At 35.1% G+C, this 21179-nt stretch carries 21 protein-coding genes; 8 read left to right on the top strand and 13 right to left on the bottom strand.

What is annotated here, in order from left to right; translation table 11 throughout:
• Positions 1–56: 56 nt before the first annotated feature.
• Together J3U14_RS10415 and lexA are read right to left on the bottom strand one after the other, a co-directional pair.
• The gene (locus J3U14_RS10415) at positions 57–422 is read right to left on the bottom strand and encodes a hypothetical protein (RefSeq protein WP_267352199.1); all 366 of its coding nucleotides are present in this window, start codon (positions 420–422) and stop codon (positions 57–59) included.
• A gap of 48 nt (positions 423–470) precedes the next feature.
• Positions 471–1094, bottom strand: a complete 624-nt coding sequence (lexA, locus tag J3U14_RS10410; RefSeq protein ID WP_267352198.1) for a transcriptional repressor LexA — start codon at positions 1092–1094, stop codon at positions 471–473.
• Positions 1095–1468: 374 nt separating this feature from the next.
• Between lexA and coaE the strand changes: the two genes are divergently transcribed.
• From coaE to tsaD, 4 genes are read left to right on the top strand one after another with little or no spacing between them, the layout of a single operon-like run.
• Complete coding sequence (gene coaE / locus J3U14_RS10405) at positions 1469–2077, top strand: dephospho-CoA kinase (RefSeq protein WP_267352197.1); 609 nt, start codon at positions 1469–1471, stop codon at positions 2075–2077.
• A gap of 2 nt (positions 2078–2079) precedes the next feature.
• Positions 2080–2817 (top strand): cell division protein ZapD, encoded by a 738-nt coding sequence (zapD, locus tag J3U14_RS10400; RefSeq protein WP_267352196.1) that lies wholly within the window; start codon positions 2080–2082, stop codon positions 2815–2817.
• 31 nt (positions 2818–2848) lie between these two features.
• Positions 2849–3067, top strand: a complete 219-nt coding sequence (gene yacG / locus J3U14_RS10395; RefSeq protein WP_065557965.1) for a DNA gyrase inhibitor YacG — start codon at positions 2849–2851, stop codon at positions 3065–3067.
• Positions 3067–4089: a tRNA (adenosine(37)-N6)-threonylcarbamoyltransferase complex transferase subunit TsaD gene (gene tsaD, locus J3U14_RS10390; RefSeq protein WP_267352195.1), complete on the top strand. Its 1023-nt coding sequence runs from the start codon at positions 3067–3069 to the stop codon at positions 4087–4089. The genes yacG and tsaD overlap by 1 nt, the downstream gene beginning before the upstream one ends.
• Before the next feature lie 37 nt (positions 4090–4126).
• Here the strand turns inward: tsaD and J3U14_RS11745 are convergent, their stop codons facing one another.
• The gene (locus J3U14_RS11745; protein ID WP_267359269.1) at positions 4127–4414 is read right to left on the bottom strand and encodes a DUF4282 domain-containing protein; all 288 of its coding nucleotides are present in this window, start codon (positions 4412–4414) and stop codon (positions 4127–4129) included.
• Positions 4415–4557: 143 nt separating this feature from the next.
• On the opposite strand from J3U14_RS11745, the gene ycaO reads away from it, so the two are divergent.
• Positions 4558–6324, top strand: coding sequence for a 30S ribosomal protein S12 methylthiotransferase accessory factor YcaO (gene ycaO, locus J3U14_RS10385; RefSeq protein ID WP_267352194.1), 1767 nt, complete (start codon positions 4558–4560; stop codon positions 6322–6324).
• A gap of 57 nt (positions 6325–6381) precedes the next feature.
• On the opposite strand, the gene J3U14_RS10380 is transcribed toward ycaO, so the two are convergent.
• Entirely contained in the window at positions 6382–7203 is an 822-nt protein-coding gene (locus tag J3U14_RS10380) for a shikimate 5-dehydrogenase (protein WP_416380168.1), read from the bottom strand.
• An 82-nt stretch (positions 7204–7285) separates the two neighbouring features.
• On the opposite strand from J3U14_RS10380, the gene J3U14_RS10375 reads away from it, so the two are divergent.
• Together J3U14_RS10375 and J3U14_RS10370 are read left to right on the top strand one after the other, a co-directional pair.
• On the top strand, positions 7286–7615 hold the full coding sequence (locus J3U14_RS10375) for a nitrous oxide-stimulated promoter family protein (RefSeq protein ID WP_267352192.1): 330 nt from the start codon (positions 7286–7288) through the stop codon (positions 7613–7615).
• A gap of 413 nt (positions 7616–8028) precedes the next feature.
• Positions 8029–8562 carry a hypothetical protein gene (locus J3U14_RS10370; RefSeq protein WP_267352191.1) on the top strand — a complete coding sequence of 178 codons (534 nt, stop codon included), beginning with the start codon at positions 8029–8031 and terminating at the stop codon, positions 8560–8562.
• Between the two features lie 125 nt (positions 8563–8687).
• On the opposite strand, the gene J3U14_RS10365 is transcribed toward J3U14_RS10370, so the two are convergent.
• From J3U14_RS10365 to J3U14_RS10325, 9 genes are all read right to left on the bottom strand, one after another.
• Positions 8688–9227: a methylated-DNA--[protein]-cysteine S-methyltransferase gene (locus tag J3U14_RS10365; protein ID WP_267352190.1), complete on the bottom strand. Its 540-nt coding sequence runs from the start codon at positions 9225–9227 to the stop codon at positions 8688–8690.
• A gap of 137 nt (positions 9228–9364) precedes the next feature.
• The gene (locus J3U14_RS10360) at positions 9365–10129 is read right to left on the bottom strand and encodes a histidine phosphatase family protein (protein ID WP_267352189.1); all 765 of its coding nucleotides are present in this window, start codon (positions 10127–10129) and stop codon (positions 9365–9367) included.
• Between the two features lie 26 nt (positions 10130–10155).
• Positions 10156–11496, bottom strand: a complete 1341-nt coding sequence (locus J3U14_RS10355; RefSeq protein WP_267352188.1) for an OprD family outer membrane porin — start codon at positions 11494–11496, stop codon at positions 10156–10158.
• Between the two features lie 123 nt (positions 11497–11619).
• A complete protein-coding gene (locus J3U14_RS10350; RefSeq protein WP_267352187.1) occupies positions 11620–13014 on the bottom strand; it encodes a glycoside hydrolase family 1 protein in 1395 nt (464 codons plus the stop codon).
• A gap of 3 nt (positions 13015–13017) precedes the next feature.
• A complete protein-coding gene (locus J3U14_RS10345; RefSeq protein WP_267352186.1) occupies positions 13018–14913 on the bottom strand; it encodes a beta-glucoside-specific PTS transporter subunit IIABC in 1896 nt (631 codons plus the stop codon).
• A 186-nt stretch (positions 14914–15099) separates the two neighbouring features.
• Positions 15100–15939: a BglG family transcription antiterminator LicT gene (gene licT / locus J3U14_RS10340; protein WP_267352185.1), complete on the bottom strand. Its 840-nt coding sequence runs from the start codon at positions 15937–15939 to the stop codon at positions 15100–15102.
• A 179-nt stretch (positions 15940–16118) separates the two neighbouring features.
• Entirely contained in the window at positions 16119–17993 is a 1875-nt protein-coding gene (gene htpG, locus J3U14_RS10335; protein WP_267352184.1) for a molecular chaperone HtpG, read from the bottom strand.
• A gap of 297 nt (positions 17994–18290) precedes the next feature.
• Positions 18291–19664, bottom strand: a complete 1374-nt coding sequence (locus tag J3U14_RS10330; protein WP_220215301.1) for a sodium-dependent transporter — start codon at positions 19662–19664, stop codon at positions 18291–18293.
• 190 nt (positions 19665–19854) lie between these two features.
• The gene (locus J3U14_RS10325; protein ID WP_267369671.1) at positions 19855–20151 is read right to left on the bottom strand and encodes a hypothetical protein; all 297 of its coding nucleotides are present in this window, start codon (positions 20149–20151) and stop codon (positions 19855–19857) included.
• 207 nt (positions 20152–20358) lie between these two features.
• Between J3U14_RS10325 and ubiG the strand changes: the two genes are divergently transcribed.
• A complete protein-coding gene (gene ubiG, locus J3U14_RS10320; protein WP_267352183.1) occupies positions 20359–21063 on the top strand; it encodes a bifunctional 2-polyprenyl-6-hydroxyphenol methylase/3-demethylubiquinol 3-O-methyltransferase UbiG in 705 nt (234 codons plus the stop codon).
• The last annotated feature ends 116 nt before the right edge of the window (positions 21064–21179 follow it).

Raw genomic sequence — 21179 nt, 5'->3', positions numbered from 1 at the left:
TAATTTTCACCGAAATTACCTTATTTTTTTATCTGAATTTTTAGTTAAATTGAATATTAATGGTAATAATCAATAGTATTATCTTCATTATGGTGGTCATTTGAACCCGGTATCGCTCGGGATCGTTCGATTGGCACGTAACTACCACTTGGCGTTTCAACTTGGCATTCACTTAAATAGATTGAGTATTTGGTGTTGGCATGCATACTTTCACCACGAAAATAACAGTGAACCGCACTAAATAAGTGATTTCGACACAATATTGCAATAGCAAGCCAAACCACAAGAATAGCAATAGCCACCCATTTTAAACGCCGCCAAAGAAACGACCAAAATCCTTGTTTACGAAAACGGCAATAAACAAAAATGAGGATAATAACGGCAACAAATCCTAACGCTTCAAATAACCAAAATAGCCACATACCATTTTCTCCTGAATTAGCTATAATTTGTGACTATTTTATACTAAGTTACAACCATGATCCATTGCGAATGATACCCACAGCTATGCCTTCAATAGCAAAATTTTGTTGTTCAAGATCAACCAGAATCGGAGAAAATTCACTATTTTCGGCAATCAAATGTACATATCGACCTTGGCGAGATAAGCGTTTAACTGTCACTTCATCTTCAATTCGTGCCACAATAACTTGTCCATTTTTAACATCCTGAGTTTTATGCACCGCCAGTAGATCACCATCCAATATACCGATATCTTTCATTGACATTCCCTGTACACGTAATAAAAAATCGGCATTGGGTTTAAATAAATTGGGATCCACTTGATAATAACTTTCAATATGTTCTTGAGCAAGAATCGGTGAACCGGCTGCTACTTGACCAATAAGCGGTAGACCTTCCGCTTCATTTTTTTCATGATTTTCAAGTAACAGGCGGATACCTCTTGATGAGCCGGCAATCATTTCAATAGCGCCTTTTTTGGCTAAAGCTTTTAAATGCTCTTCTGCTGCATTAGCTGAACGAAAACCTAATATTTTAGCTATTTCTGCTCGTGTTGGTGGCATTCCGGTAGTCTGAATATTATCTTTGATTAAATCATAAATTTGCTGTTGGCGTTCAGTTAATGGTCTCATTCGATTTTCCTGTTTATTTATACAGATATATGTGATTATATACAGCTAAGTTAATAATGCCAACCCTTTCTTTCATTGATTTTTATTTTATTTCTGCTCAACAAGGTTTAATTGTGTTTATTAAGGTGAATGTTATCTGACTTTTGTTACAAAATAACGGAGGTTGAATTTTAACCTGTATATCAACAATAAATGATAATAGTTTAAATATATTCATAATGTTATAAAAAATGATTGTGCGTTTAATTTTGTATATTGGATTGGACTGTTTTACGATGTGTTTTCCTTGTTTTGTTTCAGAGATTAAGGTTATATAATGAAGGTCAGTAGTATGATATACTACGCAAAATTGTTTTTTTAATTGGAATTGTCTCATGCCTTATGTTGTTGCACTCAGTGGTGGAATTGCCAGTGGTAAAAGTACCATTGCACATCTATTTGCTGATTTAGGGGTTCCAATTATTGATGCTGATATTATTGCTCGCCAAATTGTAAAAAGTGGCACCTTAGCATTTTCTCAAATTGTTAAACATTTTAGTCAAGAAATTGTCTTACCTGACGGTGAATTGGATCGTCGTCAATTAAGAGAAATTATTTTTAATAATGACCATGAACGTCTTTGGTTGAACAGTTTATTACATCCGATTATACAGCAAGAAACCCAAGCTCAAATTGAAAAGCAAACTGCTGATTATGTCATTTGGGTGGTACCATTACTTGTTGAAAATAATTTACATCATTTTGCTGATCGCGTATTAATGATAGATATACCTGAATCATTGCAATTAGAACGTCTTATGAATCGTGATCATATTGTTGAGTCATTAGCCCGAAAAATGATATTTTCACAGGTTTGTTCTGGCAAACGTTTGTCGTATGCTGATGATATTATTATTAACAATGATGATTTAGATTCATTAAAACAGCAGGTTTGTAAATTACATCAACAATATTTAAAAAATTCAAAAATTAAGAATGGATAAGTATGAATAATATTATTTTTGAACATCCTTTAAATGAAAAAATGCGTACTTGGTTACGATTAGAATTTTTATTAAAACAAATTAATACGCATTGCCATTTGAATGAAAATAATGCGCTGCTCTTTTTCCATGCCTTATCTGAACTTCTTGAGATAATAGAGCGTAGTGATGTCAGAGGGGAACTCATTAAAGAAATTGAATCACAAAAACAAAAACTGATTTCATGGATGAATATTGATGGTGTTGATAAGGATCTAATCAGTGATTTAATCCTCCGATTCGATTCGTTTTTAGTCAAATTTAATGCAACCGCTCGTTTAGGGCAGTCATTAAAAGACGACCGTTTTATTACGTCAATAAGGCAACGTTTAACCATTCCGGGTGGGTGTTGTAGTTTTGATCTGCCTTTCTTTTATTTATGGTTGAAACTGTCTCAAGAAACACGAAACCTTCAGGTAAGAAATTGGCTGCAACAGTTGTCTTTATTAGATGAGGCATTATCTTCTTGTATGCAACTTATAAGACAGCTGGGCGAGTTTAAAAAATATCATTGTAGTAACAATTTTTTTCAAGAAACTAACGGAGAAATTAACTTAATTCGTGTTCGTGTTTCATTAGATAAAAATGTTTATCCTCAAGTATCGGGGCATATGTCACGGTATAGTATCCGTTTTTTACCCCTTGAATCTTGCGAAAACACAACACATGATTCGATTGAATTTGAACTAGCTTGTTGTTAGTTATGGTAAAGTCTATTTTGAAGAAACTGAAATGAGTAATCAAACACACACTTTTGTAAATTGTCCGACTTGTCAAAAACAAGTCGAATGGTCAGACGTTAGTCCTTATCGACCTTTTTGTAGTAAACGTTGCCAACTTATTGATCTCGGTGACTGGGCAACGGAAGAACACCGTATTGCTGATAAAGAGATAAGCGAACAAGATCGTTGGAGCGAAGATGATAAATTCAACTCTTCAGGTAATCAGTAATGAAAATTTTGGGTATTGAAACATCTTGCGATGAAACAGGGGTGGCGATTTATGATGATCAACATGGATTGCTTGCCAATCAACTTTATTCACAAGTCAAGTTACATGCTGATTATGGTGGAGTGGTACCGGAACTTGCATCACGTGATCACATTCGTAAAACCGTACCACTGATTCAAGCGGCCTTAAAAGAAGCTAATTTAACTTCGCGCGATATTGATGGTGTGGCTTATACGGCTGGGCCCGGATTAATTGGAGCATTAATGGTGGGAGCCTCGATAGGGCGATCACTCGCTTATGCGTGGAATGTGCCTGCGATTGCCGTCAATCATATGGAAGGTCATTTACTTGCCCCTATGCTTGAAGATAATCCGCCAGCGTTTCCTTTTGTGGCTTTACTAGTTTCAGGGGGACACACTCAACTTTTCAGTGTGACTGGAGTAGGGGAATATCAGTTACTTGGCGAATCCATTGATGATGCAGCAGGTGAAGCATTTGATAAAACTGCTAAATTGCTAGGGATTGATTATCCTGGAGGAGCGAAATTATCAAAATTAGCTGAGCAAGGCTTATCTTCTCGATTCCATTTTCCTCGACCGATGACAGATAGACCAGGTTTTGATTTTAGTTTTTCTGGTCTTAAAACAGCCACAGCCAATACCATTCATCAGCATAGTCAAAATAATGCAATTGATGAACAAACCAAAGCCGATATTGCCCGTGCTTTCGAAGATGCGTTAGTCGATACTTTGGTCATTAAATCCCGACGAGCACTTGATCATACGGGATTTAACCGTTTAGTCATTGCTGGTGGTGTGAGTGCCAATAAGCCTTTGCGTGCCAAATTAACACAATTAATGCAACAGCGAAAAGGACAAGTTTTTTACCCTAGAGTTGCGTTTTGTACCGATAATGGTGCGATGATAGCTTATGCTGGTATGATTCATTTGCAATCTAAAGAAGGTAATGAACTGGCGATTGAGGTAAATCCTCGATGGGCTTTAAATATATCCAACAGTTAGTGTTGGATATATTTAGTTGGATTAGAAAAAAGCATGTTTAATTATCTGAATTAGTGAGTTTATTGGTGTTTTCAGATTGCATTGCAACGAGTTTTTCTAGATTTCTATTGATACTAAAAGTCACACAGATTAATTCGAAGCCAATACGTGTAACAATAGCCCCGCTAATTAAACAGAACAATCCATAAAAAAAATTACCTTGGAATATATTGAATAAACAACTCAGAACGACGCAAGCTAACGATAACCAGTACAGAATGGTTAATATACTTGGCATGATTAAACGATTAAAGAAAAGTAAATCTATAGGTTTAAAATCTTTCATATCTTTCCCCAATGTAGTTTCACATAAATTTAGGTTATTAAAGCATATAAAAAGCTAAACTATAGGATGATTATCTAAAATAATCGTTGTATATTAGAGTACATTTTTTAGAGGAAATCAATGCAATTAAAGATTAAATATTTATGAAAACTTATATTACTGGCAAAGATGCCGCCCTTGAAGATTCAATCCACTATTTCCATCAACAATTAGCTAAATATCAATTAGACGTTAAAGAGGCGTCTTGGCTTAATCCCGTTGCTAATGTTTGGTCAGTTCATATACAAAATACCCAATGTCCTTTATGCTTTGCTAATGGTAAAGGCGCAAGTAAAAAAGCCGCACTTGCATCGGCTTTAGGTGAATATTTTGAACGGTTATCAACTAATTATTTCTTTTCCGATTTTTATTTGGGAAAACAAGCAGCAACGGCTAATTTTGTTCACTATCCAACGGAAAAATGGTTTGCAGTGCCTGAGGATAATACTTTGCCAGAAGGCCTGTTATCGGAAAAATTATTACAATTTTATGATCCAGAACAAGAATTAAACGCAACCGATCTCATCGATTTACAGTCAAGTAATCGTGAACGTGGTATTTGTGCTTTACCATTTGTTTCTCAAACAGATCAAACAATTGTTTATGTTCCAGTAAACTTAATTGCTAATTTATATGCTTCAAATGGTATGTCAGCCGGTAATACACGTAATGAAGCCAGAGTGCAAGGTTTATCTGAAATTTTTGAACGCTACGTTAAAAATAAAATTATTGCTGAAGCAATTAGTTTACCGACGATTCCAAAAGAAGTGATTGATCGCTACCCAAGTGTGTTAGCATCAATTGAATCACTTGAAAATGAAGGATTTCCACTTTATTGTTTTGATGCGTCTCTCGGCGGTAAATATCCTGTGATTTGTGTGGTGTTGTTTAATCCTCACAATGGCACTTGTTATGCTTCTTTTGGTGCTCACCCTAATTTTGGTGTTGCACTAGAAAGAACGGTGACCGAACTATTACAAGGCAGAAGTTTAAAAGATCTTGATGTTTTCTCACCACCAAGTTTTGATAATGATGAAATTGCGGATTTAAGTAACTTAGAAACCCATTTTATTGATTCAAGTGGTTTAATATCATGGGATTTATTTAAACAACAAGCCGATTTTGAATTTGTAGATTGGGATTTTTCGGGAACAACCGAACAAGAATTTAATAATCTTATGGCAATTTTCCATGAACAAAATACCGAAGTATTAATTATGGACTATGAGCACTTAGGGGTATATGCTTGCCGTATATTGGCGGTCGGTATGTCCGAAATTTATCCACCTGAAGATCTTTTAATTGCCAATAACAACATGGCGATACATCTTCGTGATCTTATTTTATCACTACCAGTAAAAAACTATTCTGCTGAACAATATCTTGCCATTATTGAACAATTGGATGAAGAAGGATTAGATGATTTTGCACGAATTCGTGAACTGCTTGGTATCGCTACAGGCAAAGATAATGCTTGGTTAACATTACGAGTTGGTGAGCTAAAAGCAATGCTTGCATTAGCCGCTCAGGATTTAGAACAGGCTAAACTATGGATTGATTGGACGATAGAAATGAATGAATCTATTTTGTCAGCTGAAAGAAATCATGATTATCGTTGTTTACAAACGTTGGTGAATTTTATTCTTCAACGTGATGCAAGCCAATTCCGTGATTATCAAAAGGCCTTTAATAAAATGTATGGTCAAGCTTGTGTTGATAAAATGTGGCAATATGCCCTTGGCGAAAAAACATTTTACGGTCTAAAAGACGCTTTAGTGACCGCTAAATCAGTTGATGATGATGTTGAACAATTTGCCATGCATCAAAAATTATTAGCTGTGTATCATAAATTGCATCAAGCTATGCAATAAAGTGCTATAAAGTTAATTAATTCATCCACCCAATTAAATTGGTGGATGAATTAAACGTTAAGCTTGTCTGGCAAAGTCGGCAGCTTGCTTAACCAGTTCTTCACTCGGTCTTACTCCCGTATATAAGTAAAACTGTTCAAGGGCTTGTAAAACTGCAACATCTGCGCCAGAAATCCTTATTTTGTTTAATCGATTGGCATAACTCATCAAAGGTGTTTCAACCGGCATGGCAACCACATCAAAAACAATATCTGCATGGTTAATCATGCTGTCTGGAAAAGCTAAATGATTTTCCTCATTTCCGCCCTGCATCCCGATAGGCGTGACATTAATTATCAATTTTGCTTGTTCGGGTGAAATTTCAATTTCATCTTTTACCCAACGATAATTGTATCGTTTTGCTAACGCTTCTCCTTTTTCTTGATTACGTGCAGCAATAATTCCTTGGGTAAAACCTGCATCGAAAAAGGCGCCAATCACGGCATTAGCCATACCACCACTGCCTTTTAATACAAATGGGGTCGTGTTATCAATATGATGTAAAGCAATCAGTTTTGCAACAGCGATATAGTCTGTGTTATAGCCTTTCAAATGATAGTCAGTATTCACAATAGTGTTAACTGAATGGATAGATTTAACGGATTCATCGAGTTCATCAAGAAATTCAATGCAGGCTTCTTTATAAGGCATAGAAATGGCGCAGCCACGAATTGCTAACGCTTTAATGCCATATATTGCATCTTTTAAATTATTAGTAGTAAAAGCTTTATAAAGATAATTGAGATCGAGTTTCTCATATAAAAAGTTATGAAATCGAGTTCCAAAATTGCTTGGTCTGGCAGCCAATGACATACAAACAATCGTATTTTTATTGATAATTCTTGCCATTTTTATTGTTCCTTGTGATCATGTTCATCTATTTTTTAATTTTAACACTTTCTCGATTTAGACGTATTGAATTATGGTAGCAAATAATACAGGCCCTAACATACAACAAGAAAAAGCCACTGTTAGCACAATGATTTATCTTTATTGCCACAAACAGCATCATGTTCCTAACAATCAGCTATGTGATGAGTGTAATGATTTATTAAAATATGCAATGCAACGCTTAACCTTATGCCGATTTGGTGAGGATAAAACAACCTGTGAACGTTGTCCAAAACATTGTTATCGTAAAGATTATAAACAAAAAATAAAGCAAGTGATGCGTTTCTCAGGCCCAAGAATGATGATTTATCATCCTATTATGGCCCTCAAACATCTTTATAAAAATTTGACTAAGCAATAATTTTCGCAATCAATTTTGCGACATCATTTAAGGTCACAAAGGATAAATGTGAAGGCGCTATTATAAAAATTAAAAAACGTTAAAATCCATATTTACCATTAAACAGGTTTAAATTTATATCCGTCTGTTTTAAAAAGTAAAAATTGGTTATAATGGCACACTATATTATATTGTTCAGATAACTCGTAAAATATCGTCATTATGATAATGGGTGTTCACAATTAAAAGTAGAGATAGTCATAAATAACTATTATCTGTTTTATTTAATGACATAAAACATAAGGATGATGAATATTTAAACATTTTTGATCCATACGCAAATGAATGCGCTCACAATCAAAGTTATCGGTGATCATTTCATTAGCTATTAAAAAGTTTAAATATCTAAAGCCCTTTTTTAAGGTAATTTAATAATGAAGAAGATATCAATAATTTTTATATTATTAGCACATTTGTCGTTTGTTATTCAAGCCCAAGAGTATCAATATAATGATTTTGGTATCACCAAATCCTTTGAATTTGGACCAAGTAATTCTAAAAATTCATCAAATCAGCAACGTGATATTATAGAAGCGATCTATTTTGAGAAAGATGTACAATTATCATGGAACAGTAGTATTGACGATTTTGATATTGATTTCTTTTTTGTTAATAATAAAAACGATAAAAAAACGGTGGAAATTCTGGTAAATAATATCCAAAATACAGAGTGGGTTTATTTACCAACCAAATTGAAATTAAATGAATTAACTAAAGGAGATATTGCTTTTTTGTATCTTATACAACTTAAGAATATCGAGCCGAATAGTTGTTTGCATCACTATTTTGATGTTTACGGTTATTCAAATTCAAAGTATCCTGAAGGAATTTTGGATTATTTAGATTACAATCGTTTAGAAGTTCAAAATAAAATGCGGATTTGTTTATCAGATAAAGGCTATTTGTAATCAAGTTTAACTAAATATTGATAAGTCATTGTCTCGGTATGCTCAAAAAGAGAGCGAAATCTTATACCGTCAATAAGTCGCACCATTTAATGAATTTTTTACCTTTCCTTGATAACCTAAATTTTTTAAAGTGCAGTGCCTTTAGTGGGTATCGTTAATTTTAGGGTATCAACGCCTTCTAGTTGCAGAAGTTTAATTTTTTTATCAATGCCACCTGCATAACCGGTTAAACTGCCGTTACTGCCAATGACTCGATGACAAGGAATAATAATGGATAGTGGATTACGCCCAACTGCACCGCCGACAGCTTGGCTTGACATACTTGCAAGTTGATTGGTTTTCGCAATTTGTTTAGCTATATCGCCATATGTGATGAGTTCACCATAAGGAATTTTACAAAGAATATCCCAAACTTGATGACGAAAAGACGTACCAATCGGGGCTAAATCAAGTTGATTGATAGCCGGATTTTTTCCTGAAAAGTAGTGATCAAACCATTTTTTTGTGTGGTTAAAGATGGGTAAGTTAGGTTTGCTTTCAAGGGGAGCATTGACGGTATCACCAAAATATTTTTGTCCTTCAATCCATACAGCAACAAGTTGATTGTTTCGGCTTGCCAGCGTAATTAACCCTAATGGTGAAACGTAATCGGTTGAATAAAACATATAAACCTTAAAATTTGGAGCTCAACATTAAAATTAAATTATGCTTGTTTATTCACTAAATTTCTAGTTTTTTGTTGATATTGCCGATTATATTTTGTTATTTGGCTTACCTAAGCAAGCCAAATAAAATTAAGACGTTATTTTGTGCTTTGTTTCCCTTTTTCGACATAACTCATATCGCCAAAACTTTCGACAATAAATTTACCTTCATCGGTATAACGAATTTTGGTAACACTGGCATTGCCTAATGGAGAGGTGATTGGAGCATCAAGCAGATCTTCTACCATAGACATAATCGCAATACCATGTGAAACAACTAATACATTACCACCACCTTGTGCTTTTGCTGATTCAGCAATGGTTTTTAATGCGACTTCCATTCGTTTTTTAACTTGCTGATAATTTTCTGCTTGTCCTGATTTTTCAACCGCTGCCACGGCATCTAACATTTTCTGTAGTGTTATTTTACCTTTGGCAAGATCAGCCATTAAATCCTTGTCAGAAGGATATCCTAAATGTTGCGCAGCAGGAGTCCACATATTGGGATCTAGATCGCCTTCAAAATCGCCAAAGCAGGCTTCACGCAGTGCTTCCATTTCATTAATTGCCAACGTATCACCTTTACTTTCTAAGATAATACGTGCAGTTTGTCGTGCACGGCCTAAGTCACTTGAATAGGCAGTAATAAATTCGATATCTTTTAACCCTTGTCCTAATTGTTCAGCAACTTCTATACCAGACTGAATCAATGGTGTATCAGACCATCCTTGAGCACGATGAACGTTGTTAAACATGGTTTTACCATGACGGGTTAAATAGATTGTCACTTCACTGGCAAAAGCTTGTGAAATTGATATGACCATAACAAAAAGTAGGCTAATAAATTGAATAGATTTTTTCATGTTTTATCCTTTATTTAACAAAAATTTTAAAATAAATTAAATCGATAATCGATAACGGTTTCCGCTGATAAGGTTGGGGAACGTTGTGCTCTTCCATGTTTGAGGTTTGGTGTCGCATCTGAGGCACTCATCGTTTTGTAAGACCATCCATAACCAAATTTAGATAAAATCGAGAGATTTTTAAACATGCCAGAACTCGGTTTCCAAATATTGAAAATATTGATTTCACCATTTTTTAATCGGTCATGCTTATAATTAAATTTAGCATAGTTCATATACAATCCAGTGGTATTATCCTTAATAAAATCATAATTTAATACGGCGGTGAAAACAAGTTCCCCATCGCGCATGTAATCTGCTGCGGCGGCGGCAAGTCCATTAAAACGACCACGGTTATTTTTACCGATATGGCGTCCATAATACCCAAGAGCGTTATGTTTATTTGCATCGGTATAGGCGAGCCCCACTTTGATGCTCCAGTCTTCTTCTTTCCATTCAATGTCGGTTGCATAGTGCCATGCATGGGAATCGAACTCTTTTCTATTTTGTTTCATGGCATCATAATTTTTCATCGCATAGCTACCATAAAATTGTGAACCCAAAGTTAAATTTTTAACGGGTTTATAAGATAATTCAATTGCATGCCGTCTTAAATAATCTTTGGCGACACCATAAGAATAGTCGATTTTGGTATCACTATCTTTATAAGCCATTTCAACTGTTGAGATGTGATCAATGACTTTTTTACGATCGTTTGTTAAAAAGTGAACTTTTTGGGCGGATTCACGGGGTAGGGCACTGTCTAAACGACCAAATGAAAAGGCAAAGTCATCATATTTTAATATACCACTAAATCCGAGATAGCTGTTTCGTGTTAAATGTTGTGAAGAGCTAATGATGCCTAAATCTTTCACACTATGCCAGCCCACTTTACCGTTAAAATTTATCCTATCTTCACCCAGTTTTATTTTTATATAACGCTGAGTAAATTTATTAAAGCCATGCGCATTGTGTTTACTATAACCTTTACCGTGGTTATAAAGTAGATTACGGGTTGCAAAATAGTCACTTGCACCCAGTTTTATTGCATTGTCATAAGTGACATCAAATCCAAGTGTATCAAACAGATAACCCGATTTATAATTGAACGTGAAAACTTGTCCCCAAGCACTGTGCACTTCTTTTGGTTGAGCGGCATTTTCTTTTAAATATTTCCAATGATTACGGGTAGAAAAATCAAGTTTACTATCGGTAATAAAAGCATTCTCTATAATGCTAGGTTGTAAATGATTATTGGATATTGGGTTTGCGAGAACGGAATAAGACATGACATTAAATAATGCGAAGGTTAAATATCTTATTTTCATTTTTATATCCTTTTTTTAATTATCAAAAACCTAAATAGCCGGTTAAGCGAAGTTATCTCTAATGCTATTTAGGTTTAGCCTGCTGTAAGCAGTAACTTTCCAATTTTAGGTGTGACACAAAAGTTAAGATTTTAAAATTTCGCCTTTTGATGCAATCACCGCTTGATACCAGTAGAAACTTTTCTTTTTATAGCGTTTTAGCGTTCCCGAACCGTCTTGGTTTAAATCGACGTAGATAAATCCATAACGTTTAGTTACTTCGGCTTTTGAAGCACTAATCAAATCGATTGGCCCCCAACTGGTATACCCCATCACTTCGACACCATCATCGATAGCTTCACGAATTTCCACAAGATGATCGTTCATATAGTTAATACGATAATCATCATTTATCGTGCCATCTGCTTCTAATTTATCTTTTGCGCCTAAACCATTTTCAACAATAAATAATGGTTTTTGGTAACGTTCATAAAGCATATTTAACAGGTAACGGATGCCTGTTGGATCGATTTGCCAACCCCATTCCGATGCTTTTAGATAAGGATTTGGTACCATATCTAAAATATTGCCTTTTGTTTTTTGTGATTCATCTGAAGTTGCGCAACAACTCATATAGTAACTGAACGATACAAAATCGACCGTTTCTTTAAGATCTTGTCGATCTTGTTCGGTAATCGTTAAATTAATATTGTTTTCTCTGAAAAAACGTTTCATATAAGTCGGGTAATAACCTCGAACTTGAACATCACCAAAAAATAGCCAACCATGGTTTTCTTGAAGTGTAGCCCAAACATCTTCAGGCTTAGGTGTTAAAGGATAAGCAACAGCGCCTAATAACATGTTACCTATTTTGGCATCTGGAATAATTTGATGACATAGTTTTACCGCTTGACTGCTGGCGACTAACTGATGATGAATGGCTTGATAGATCTGTTCTTTATTACTGTGTCTATCCAATCCGACACCGGTAAAGGGTTCGTGTAATGACATATTGATTTCATTGAAAGTTAACCAATATTTCACTTTATTCTTGTAACGCTCAAATACGGTTTTGGCATAACGAGTAAAAAATTCGATGACTTTACGATTTCCCCATCCACCATATTGTGTGACAAGGTAGTAGGGCATTTCGTAATGCGATAAGGTGACAAGTGGGGTGATGTTGTGTTTTAACATTTCGTCAAACAGTTTGTCATAAAACGCCAGTCCTTTTTCATTTGGTTGTTCTTCATCACCATTTGGAAAGATTCGAGTCCAAGCAATTGACGTTCTTAAACACGAAAATCCCATTTCAGCAAATAAAGCGATATCTTCAGGATAGCGATGATAAAAATCAATGGCACGATCTTTAATGCCGGTAATTGTGTTTTTATTACGATCGATGATGTCACCAAATAAACCGTTGGGTGTACAATCTGATGTAGATAAACCTTTGCCATCTTCACGATAGGCTCCTTCAACTTGATTGGCAGCAATTGCTCCGCCCCAAAGAAAATCATTCGGAAATTGTGTTAACATGTGTTACTCCTTATTTGCTGATAACGTCAATAAAACGTCACCCTTTTCAATAGTTTCTGATTGATGAATAGTCTGGATCTTCTGATAGTCATCACTGTTAGTAATGATGATCGGCGTGGTAACTTCAAAGCCTGCTTGTTTGATTGCCTCGATATCAAAACTGACGAGTAAATCGCCTTTTTTGACTTGGCTACCGGCTTGAACATGTGCTTGAAAGTGTTGACCGTCTAATTTAACCGTATCGATCCCGATATGAATTAATATTTCCACGCCAGAATCAGTTTGAAATCCGATAGCGTGTTTGGTTCTGAACAGTGATACGACTTCACCGTCATCAGGGGCATAAGCTTTCCCTTCTGTTGGAATAATAGCAATGCCTTTACCCATTAGTTCGCTGGCAAAGGTGGGATCATTGACTTGATTTAATGGTATTATTTTTCCTGTTAACGGACTGAAAATCGTGACAGGATGCAGATTAACCGGATTAGAAGGGTTAGGATTGTTTGTTGCTGCAGCATCATCTTGAACTGTCGATTTTGTTTTTGGCATACCAAATAAATAGGTTGCAATCAGCGCTAAAGTGAATGACAGAATACAACCAACGACGACCGCATAAAATTTTTCATCTATACCTGTTGGTGGAATGAGTTGTAAGAAGGAGAAAATATTAATAAAACTAAATGAATAAATGACGCTGTGATAATAACCAACAATGCCTCCACCTACAGTTGCTGCAAGACAACCAATAACAAATGGTCTTTTTAATGGTAAATTGACACCATAAATTGCCGGTTCGGTTACCCCAAAAATACCGGATAATACCGACGAACTTGCTAATGCTTTGAATTCAGGATCTTTGGCTCGAAATCTTACCGCTAATACGGCACCAACTTGTGCGAACACAGCAGGGAACAGAATCGGTAACATAAAGTCATTTTGATAAACTGATAAGTTATTTAAGGCAAATGGAACAAGTCCCCAATGAATACCAAATATTACCATGACTTGCCAAAGTGCCGCTAAAACCATGGACGCTATAACCGGACTGAGTTCATACATGAAGATGATACAACTTGCGATAGCATTACTGACATACGTTACCGCAGGACCAATTACCGCAAAAGTTAATGGAACAGTGATAAGAATTCCGAGCAGGGGAGCGATAAATTTTTTAAATGAATCATGCATGATTCTATTGAAAGTTCGTTCTAGTAAAGAATAGAACCAAGCTGCCAAAATAATCGGGAAAACAGATGATGCATAAGGAATTAATTGTATTGGTATTGAAAACATTTCGGTTTCTAACGAAAATTGACCGCTAGGTATCATATTGGCGATACTTGGATGAACTAAGGCTCCACCTATCGCCATTCCAACATAGGGGTTGCCACCAAATTTTTTTACCGCAGAAAAACCTAAAATAATAGGTAAATAATAGAGTGGGGCATCAGCAATGGCATACAAGAATTCATAGGTTGGTGTTTGTGCACGGACAATATCCAAAATTTGTAATAAAGAGATTAAACCTTTTAAAATCCCACCGGCAACTATTACGACTAGAACAGGAATAAAAATGCCGGAAACGAGATCAATTAATTTCGATAAAAAACCTGATTTTTTATTTGGTTGTGCCTCGGCATTGGATTTCTCATTGATGTTGGTTAGTTGCATAATATTGTTATATACATCTGCAACATTATTACCGATGACAACTTGAAATTGTCCACCACTTTGTACAACTGTTATCACCCCTTTTTGTTTTTTGAGGATATCTGCATTGGCTTTATTATCATCTTTTAATGCAAATCTTAAACGAGTTGCACAGTGTACCAGACTGATAATATTGTCTTGACCACCAACATATTCAATAATTGATTCGGCAAGTTGTTTGTTTTTCATACCTTATCCTTTTTTAAATGCAAAAAAAAACCTAACCACCTCAAGTTGAGGTGATTAGGTTTTGCTTACACAACATAAAATGCTATGCAATAACAATCCAAAATTTATTCGCTTAGGCTAGCATAAATAAAAGATAGTGAATATGATTTCTCATTTTAATATGTTCAAATTGTGAACTACATCACATTATTTTTTGAGCTCAGTGCGTAGTCGTTCGATATGAATGGTTAAATACAGACTTTCATCATCGGTAAGTGGATGTTGATATTGTTGAATTAAATGGAGATCAATCTGTTTTGTGCATAGATATGCCTGCTCATACTTTTTACGAATTAATTCATATAATGAGGCATCTTGTTGAACCGGTTGAGTTTGACTCAAAATGCGTTGTGAGAAGAATTTTAAGTGTGTCACAAAGCGTTGATAAGACAGACAGTCTTCATCATACTCAAAATTAAAATGGTATTTGACGATATTAAGAATTTCACGCATGATTTTCGTCATTTTGACAATATTGGGCATCGTATCATTAAGTTGAGCATTAATAATATGAAAGGTAATAAAACCCGCCTCATCTTCTGGTAACTCAATGGATAAACGTTTTTTGATGACCAATAAAGCATATAAACCAACTTGAAACTCTTTAGGATAAAGTTTTTTTGTTTCCCATAAAAAACTATTTGGAATATCAAATCCTTGTTTATGGCGCTCTATAGCAAAATGAATATGGTCAGTGAGTGAAATGTAAATACTATCTTGCAGTTTTCCATTCAGGACTTGCTTGGCGTGATTGATGATGATTTCTGAAGTAGTGAATATTTCAATGGGTATTTCAGATAGTAATTCAGCAAATCTTGGTAGCGTTTCTTGGTTGTTGAGGGAAAATTGTTTTTCAATCAGTTTAGGATCAATCAAGTCTCCTTCACGTTTTTTAAATCCAATGCCACGACCAGTGACAATGAGTTCATTGCCTTTGGAATCAAGTGTAACGACTACATTGTTATTAAGAATTTTATAAACTTTCATCTGTCACCGTCTGATTGAAAACTTTAGGTATTATGAATAGACAGTAGAAAATGAAAAGAAGAAATATAAGAAAATGTGATAGGCATCATATTTTTAGTAAATTTCGATTACCTAACTTAAATAAAAGTTAACAAAAAACCCGATATTACTATCTAATATCGGGTTTTACTATTTATTGATTATTCTGCAAGCAGTTTATTCATGGTTTGAATAAATTTACTTGGATCACTTAATGATCCTTTCTCTGCCAATAATGCTTGATCTAATAATAATTCAATCCAGTCGCTAAATGCCGTTTCGTCTTGTGTATCAGCAATACGTTTTACTAACTTATGATCAGGGTTGATCTCAAACGTATATTTGATTTCAGGCGCTTTTTGACCGGCAGCCGCAAAAAGTTTTGCCATTTGCGTGGTCATTTCATCCGCTGCAGTAGTCACTATTGCAGGTGTATTGGTTAAACGATGCGTTAATTTAACTTCTTTTACTTTATCACCTAACACTGCTTTGACACGTTCAATAAATGGTTCAAGCTCTTTTTCTGCTTGTTTTTGTTCTTCGCTATTTTGATCGGCAAGTTTTTCAATCGATTCGTCAGATTTACTGATTGATTGGAACTGTTTTCCTTCAAATTCAGTTAAATTACTCATCATCCACTCATCAACACGATCAGATAATAGTAAGACTTCAATGCCTTTTTTGCTGAATAATTCCAAATGTGGGCTATTTTTAGCCGCACCATAACTATCAGCGGTAATGTAGTAGATCTTATCCTGACCTTCTTGCATACGACTAATATAATCGTCTAAGGAGATGGTTTGCGCATTGCTATCCGAATGTGTAGAAGCAAAACGGAGCAATTTCGCGATAGCTTCACGGTTAGCATAGTCCTCACCCGTTCCTTCTTTTAACACTAAGCCAAATTCGCTCCAGAACTGTTGATATTGTTCTTTATCATCTTTAGCCAGTTTTTCTAACATTTGTAATACACGTTTTGTACATGCATTGCGTAAACTTTGGGTGATTTTGTTATCTTGCAATATTTCACGTGATACATTCAATGGAAGATCATTAGAGTCAATTAAACCTTTTACAAAGCGTAAATAGTTTGGCATAAATTGCTCTGCATCATCCATAATAAAGACACGTTGTACATAAAGTTTTAGACCGTGTTTGTTATCACGATTCCACATATCCCAAGGCGCTTTTGAAGGAATATAAAGTAAACTGGTGTATTCTTGTTTACCTTCTACTCGGTTATGGCTCCAACTGAGTGGATCGGCAAAATCATGAGAAATATGTTTATAAAACTCTTTGTACTCTTCGTCGGTAATTTCAGATTTACTCCGAGTCCAAAGGGCTTGAGCCTTGTTTACTTTTTCCCATTTTACGTCTTTGCTTTCTTCGTCGATGGTTTGTACTTCAACAGGGAGTGAAATATGATCAGAATATTTACTGATAATTGAGCGTAAACGCCAGTCATCTAAAAACTCTTTTTCATCTTCTTTTAGATGTAAAATAATTTCAGTACCACGTGTCTCTTTATTATCATCAGAAATCGTATATTCACCTTCGCCAGCCGATTCCCACATAACCGCTTCATCAGCGTTAGCAGTTGCAGCACGAGTTTTGACGGTGACTTTATCTGCTACAATAAATGCAGAGTAAAAACCAACACCAAATTGACCAATTAGTTGGCTGTCTTTAGCTTGATCGCTACCGATTGATTCCAAAAATGCTTTGGTGCCCGATTTGGCAATCGTACCTAAATTTTCAATAACTTCATCACGTGTCATACCGATACCATTATCGGCAATGGTTAAAGTACCTGCTTCTTTATTCACAGAAATACGTACGCCAAGCTCAGCATCACCAGCATAAAGGCTAGGATTTTCAAGTGCTTTAAAACGTAATTTATCAGCCGCATCGGATGCGTTCGAAATTAACTCTCGTAAAAATATTTCTTTATTGGAATATAAAGAATGTATCATTAAATGAAGAATTTGTTTAACTTCGGATTGAAATCCACGAGTTTCTGTACCTTGCTTACTCATTGACTAGTTCCTCTAATATATTTAACTGATTCAATTAACAATTTATACCGATAACCTTAATTAATAAAGCTATCCATGCTTTCAACGTCTGCAAGAGCAGATTTGATTGCAAAAGGGTATAACTGTTAAATGAATAACACTGTCATAATAGTTTGATTTATTGTTGTATTGTTATATGGGAATGAAAATGAGGTTTTCAATAGAGATTAAGTAATTTTGGTAATTGTTTGCTGTTTTTTTGTTAGCTTGGTGGGAAGAAAGCCTTGAAAATATCAAGGCTTTGCAGATGATAATTAACTATTTCCCTTCTGGAAAAAATCCAAAAACAAGAATAGCAACAATTGCCACTGGAATAATAAAACGGGTTAAGATTGTCCAAATGTTAAACCAGAAAGCGTTTAGATTAAGTTCTTCACGAATTCGTTTTTGATTCATCATCCATGCAGCAAAAATAATGGTACCTAAACCGGTTACTGGCAACATGATTTTACTGGTTAAGTAATCAAGTAAATCAAAAATATTTTTACCAAATAATGTGACATCTGCCCATTTATTAAATGAAAGAATACAAGCAATACCTAAAGCCCAAATAATAATACTGGTGACAATGGTTGCCGTTTTGCGTCCCATATGGGTTTTTTCTTCGAGTAACTCTACAGTCGGTTCTAATAATGAGATTGACGAGGTTAATGCAGCAAACGTTAAGAATATAAAGAATAATATGCCTAAAATTGAACCGCCAGCCATATTGCCGAATGCAATTGGTAGTGTCACAAAGATGAGACCAGGGCCAGAACCCGGTTGTAAATCATTAGCAAAAACAAGCGGGAATATTGCTAATCCTGATAAAACCGCCACAATCACATCCAAAATGACCACTGTTCGGGCTGTTGAGAGTAGATTGACATCTTTCCCTAAATACGAGCCGTATGCCATCATAATTCCCATACCTAAAGATAGACTGAAAAATGCGTGACCTAAAGCAGCTAATATCGCCGTGCCATTTAAGGCAGACCAGTTAGGTGTAAATAAGAAATCACAAGCCTTCCAGAAAGAAGAACCGCTGGCATATGCGGCATACCCAACCAGCACTAAGAGTAATATACCTAAACCAGGCATCATAATCTTACAGCCACGTTCCAAGCCAGCTCCAACGCCGAGAGCGACAATAAAGGCCGTTGCAAACATAAATACTGTATGCCAGATTAATAAACTATTTACATCGCCCAGAAAATTAGTAAAGAGATTTTCAGTTATTCCACCATTCGCACCTTCAAATGTGCCTTGCGCTGCTAGAACGATGTAATCTGTTGCCCAGCCACCAATCACACTATAAAAGGAGAGAATTAAGAATGAACCAAGTACCCCAATTATCCCTACCCAGCCCCATAATTTTGAACGACCTTCAGAAACGGCCACATCTTGCATGGTATGAATCGGATTTTTTTGCCCTCGGCGCCCGATCAACCATTCTAAAACAAGGATAGGTAGCCCTATGATAAACATAAAGAGTAAATAGGTGAGCACAAATGCTGAACCACCCATTTCACCCGCCATATAGGGAAATTTCCAAATATTACCTAAACCCACAGCAGAGCCAGCTGCTGCTAGCATGAATCCCATGCGTGAGCTCCATTGGGAATGACTTTTCTTCATAGTACCTGTACTCATGAATTTTCCTTTGATTCTTAATAAATAGTTTAATTTGCGTTTAGTAAAATTATGTCTTAATTAAAACTTTAAATCATGCCATGAAATCAAACTATTCACAAGAAATCATTACAGTCATTGACAATATTGTTTAAAAATTTAACTAGAATTGGCGTCAATCATTGAAATGAATCAAATGATTCGATTATTATTAGATCCAACCGATGAGTTTCAATATACCGATAAGGTTAAAAAGTAACCAGGAAGGTAATATCATAATCCAAATACTGATACCAAAAAAGAAGGCTAAAATGAAGTTATAAACGCCTACTATAAAATATATTATATTTGTTTGGAGATCTTGATAACTGTATCCAAAAGCACCATCGGTTATCATTAAAATAAACATTGGAATCAGTGCAAAAATAAACATGATAAAACTGCCTATAATTGGTATATCCATTATTTTTATTAAACTAGGTCGAGTTGTTCTTAGCGCGATTATCATAATTTGTCTTCCTTATATTATATTTATACCGTTTTTATGAATTAAATTAATTGTCTATTTTTTATTGGTAAAAAGTATATCATTTGAACGCTTAAACTAAGTGGATTTTTTTGTTAATAAAAAGCGGGCAGTGTAAGCTATTTTATTGATAATTGATTGGAGTTAGCATATAGTAAAACCCATTTTTTACACTTTAAAAACGCCAGCATGTCACAAAATATCGATATTAACGAAATAAATAAATTCTCACAATTAGCCGCACAATGGTGGGATCCAAATGGTCAATGTAAACCTTTACATATCATTAATCCATTACGTGTTGATTATATATTGCAGCAATGCGAATCTCTTACTGGCAAAAAGGTGTTAGATGTCGGGTGTGGTGGTGGCATCTTATCAGAAAGCCTTGCTAAACTTGGTGCGCAAGTGACCGCTATCGATCTGGCGGATGAGTCTTTAAACGTTGCTAAAATGCATGCAGAGCAAAATGGTCTTTCTATCGATTACGAAAAACAAACCGTTGAAGCGCATGCAGAAGAACGATCAGAATATTATGATGTGATTACTTGTATGGAGTTATTAGAGCATGTCCCCGATCCATTCTCCATCATTAATGCTTGTGCTAAGTTGCTAAAACCCAGTGGCAAACTATTCTTATCGACAATCAATCGAAATACCAAAGCAAAGTTATTACTTATTTATGGTGCTGAATACATTGCTCGGCTTGTCCCAAAAGGAACACATGATTTTAATCGCTTTATTCGACCTTCAGAATTAATGGACTTAGTTGAGCAATCTAAATTAGCGGTTAAAGGCATTATTGGTATGGAATATCATCTTTTAAAAAATCAATTCAAATTAGGTCACAATGTGGATGTAAATTATATTTTAATGGCGCAAAAAGAAGTTTAAATTTAAAAGTGTGATCTTATTCTCATTTCTAATAAATAGTGTAAATTTTCCTCTAACATTCCCACATATATCGATACTATGTGGGTAAATACTTATTGTTAATTTATTCGTACTTA

Origin of the sequence: Gilliamella sp. B3801 (assembly GCF_026536645.1) — a bacterium.
GTDB classification, from domain to species: Bacteria; Pseudomonadota; Gammaproteobacteria; order Enterobacterales; family Orbaceae; genus Gilliamella; species Gilliamella apicola_I.
Note: the sequence above shows the minus strand (reverse complement) of the source record. Positions and strands in the feature narration are given on the sequence as shown.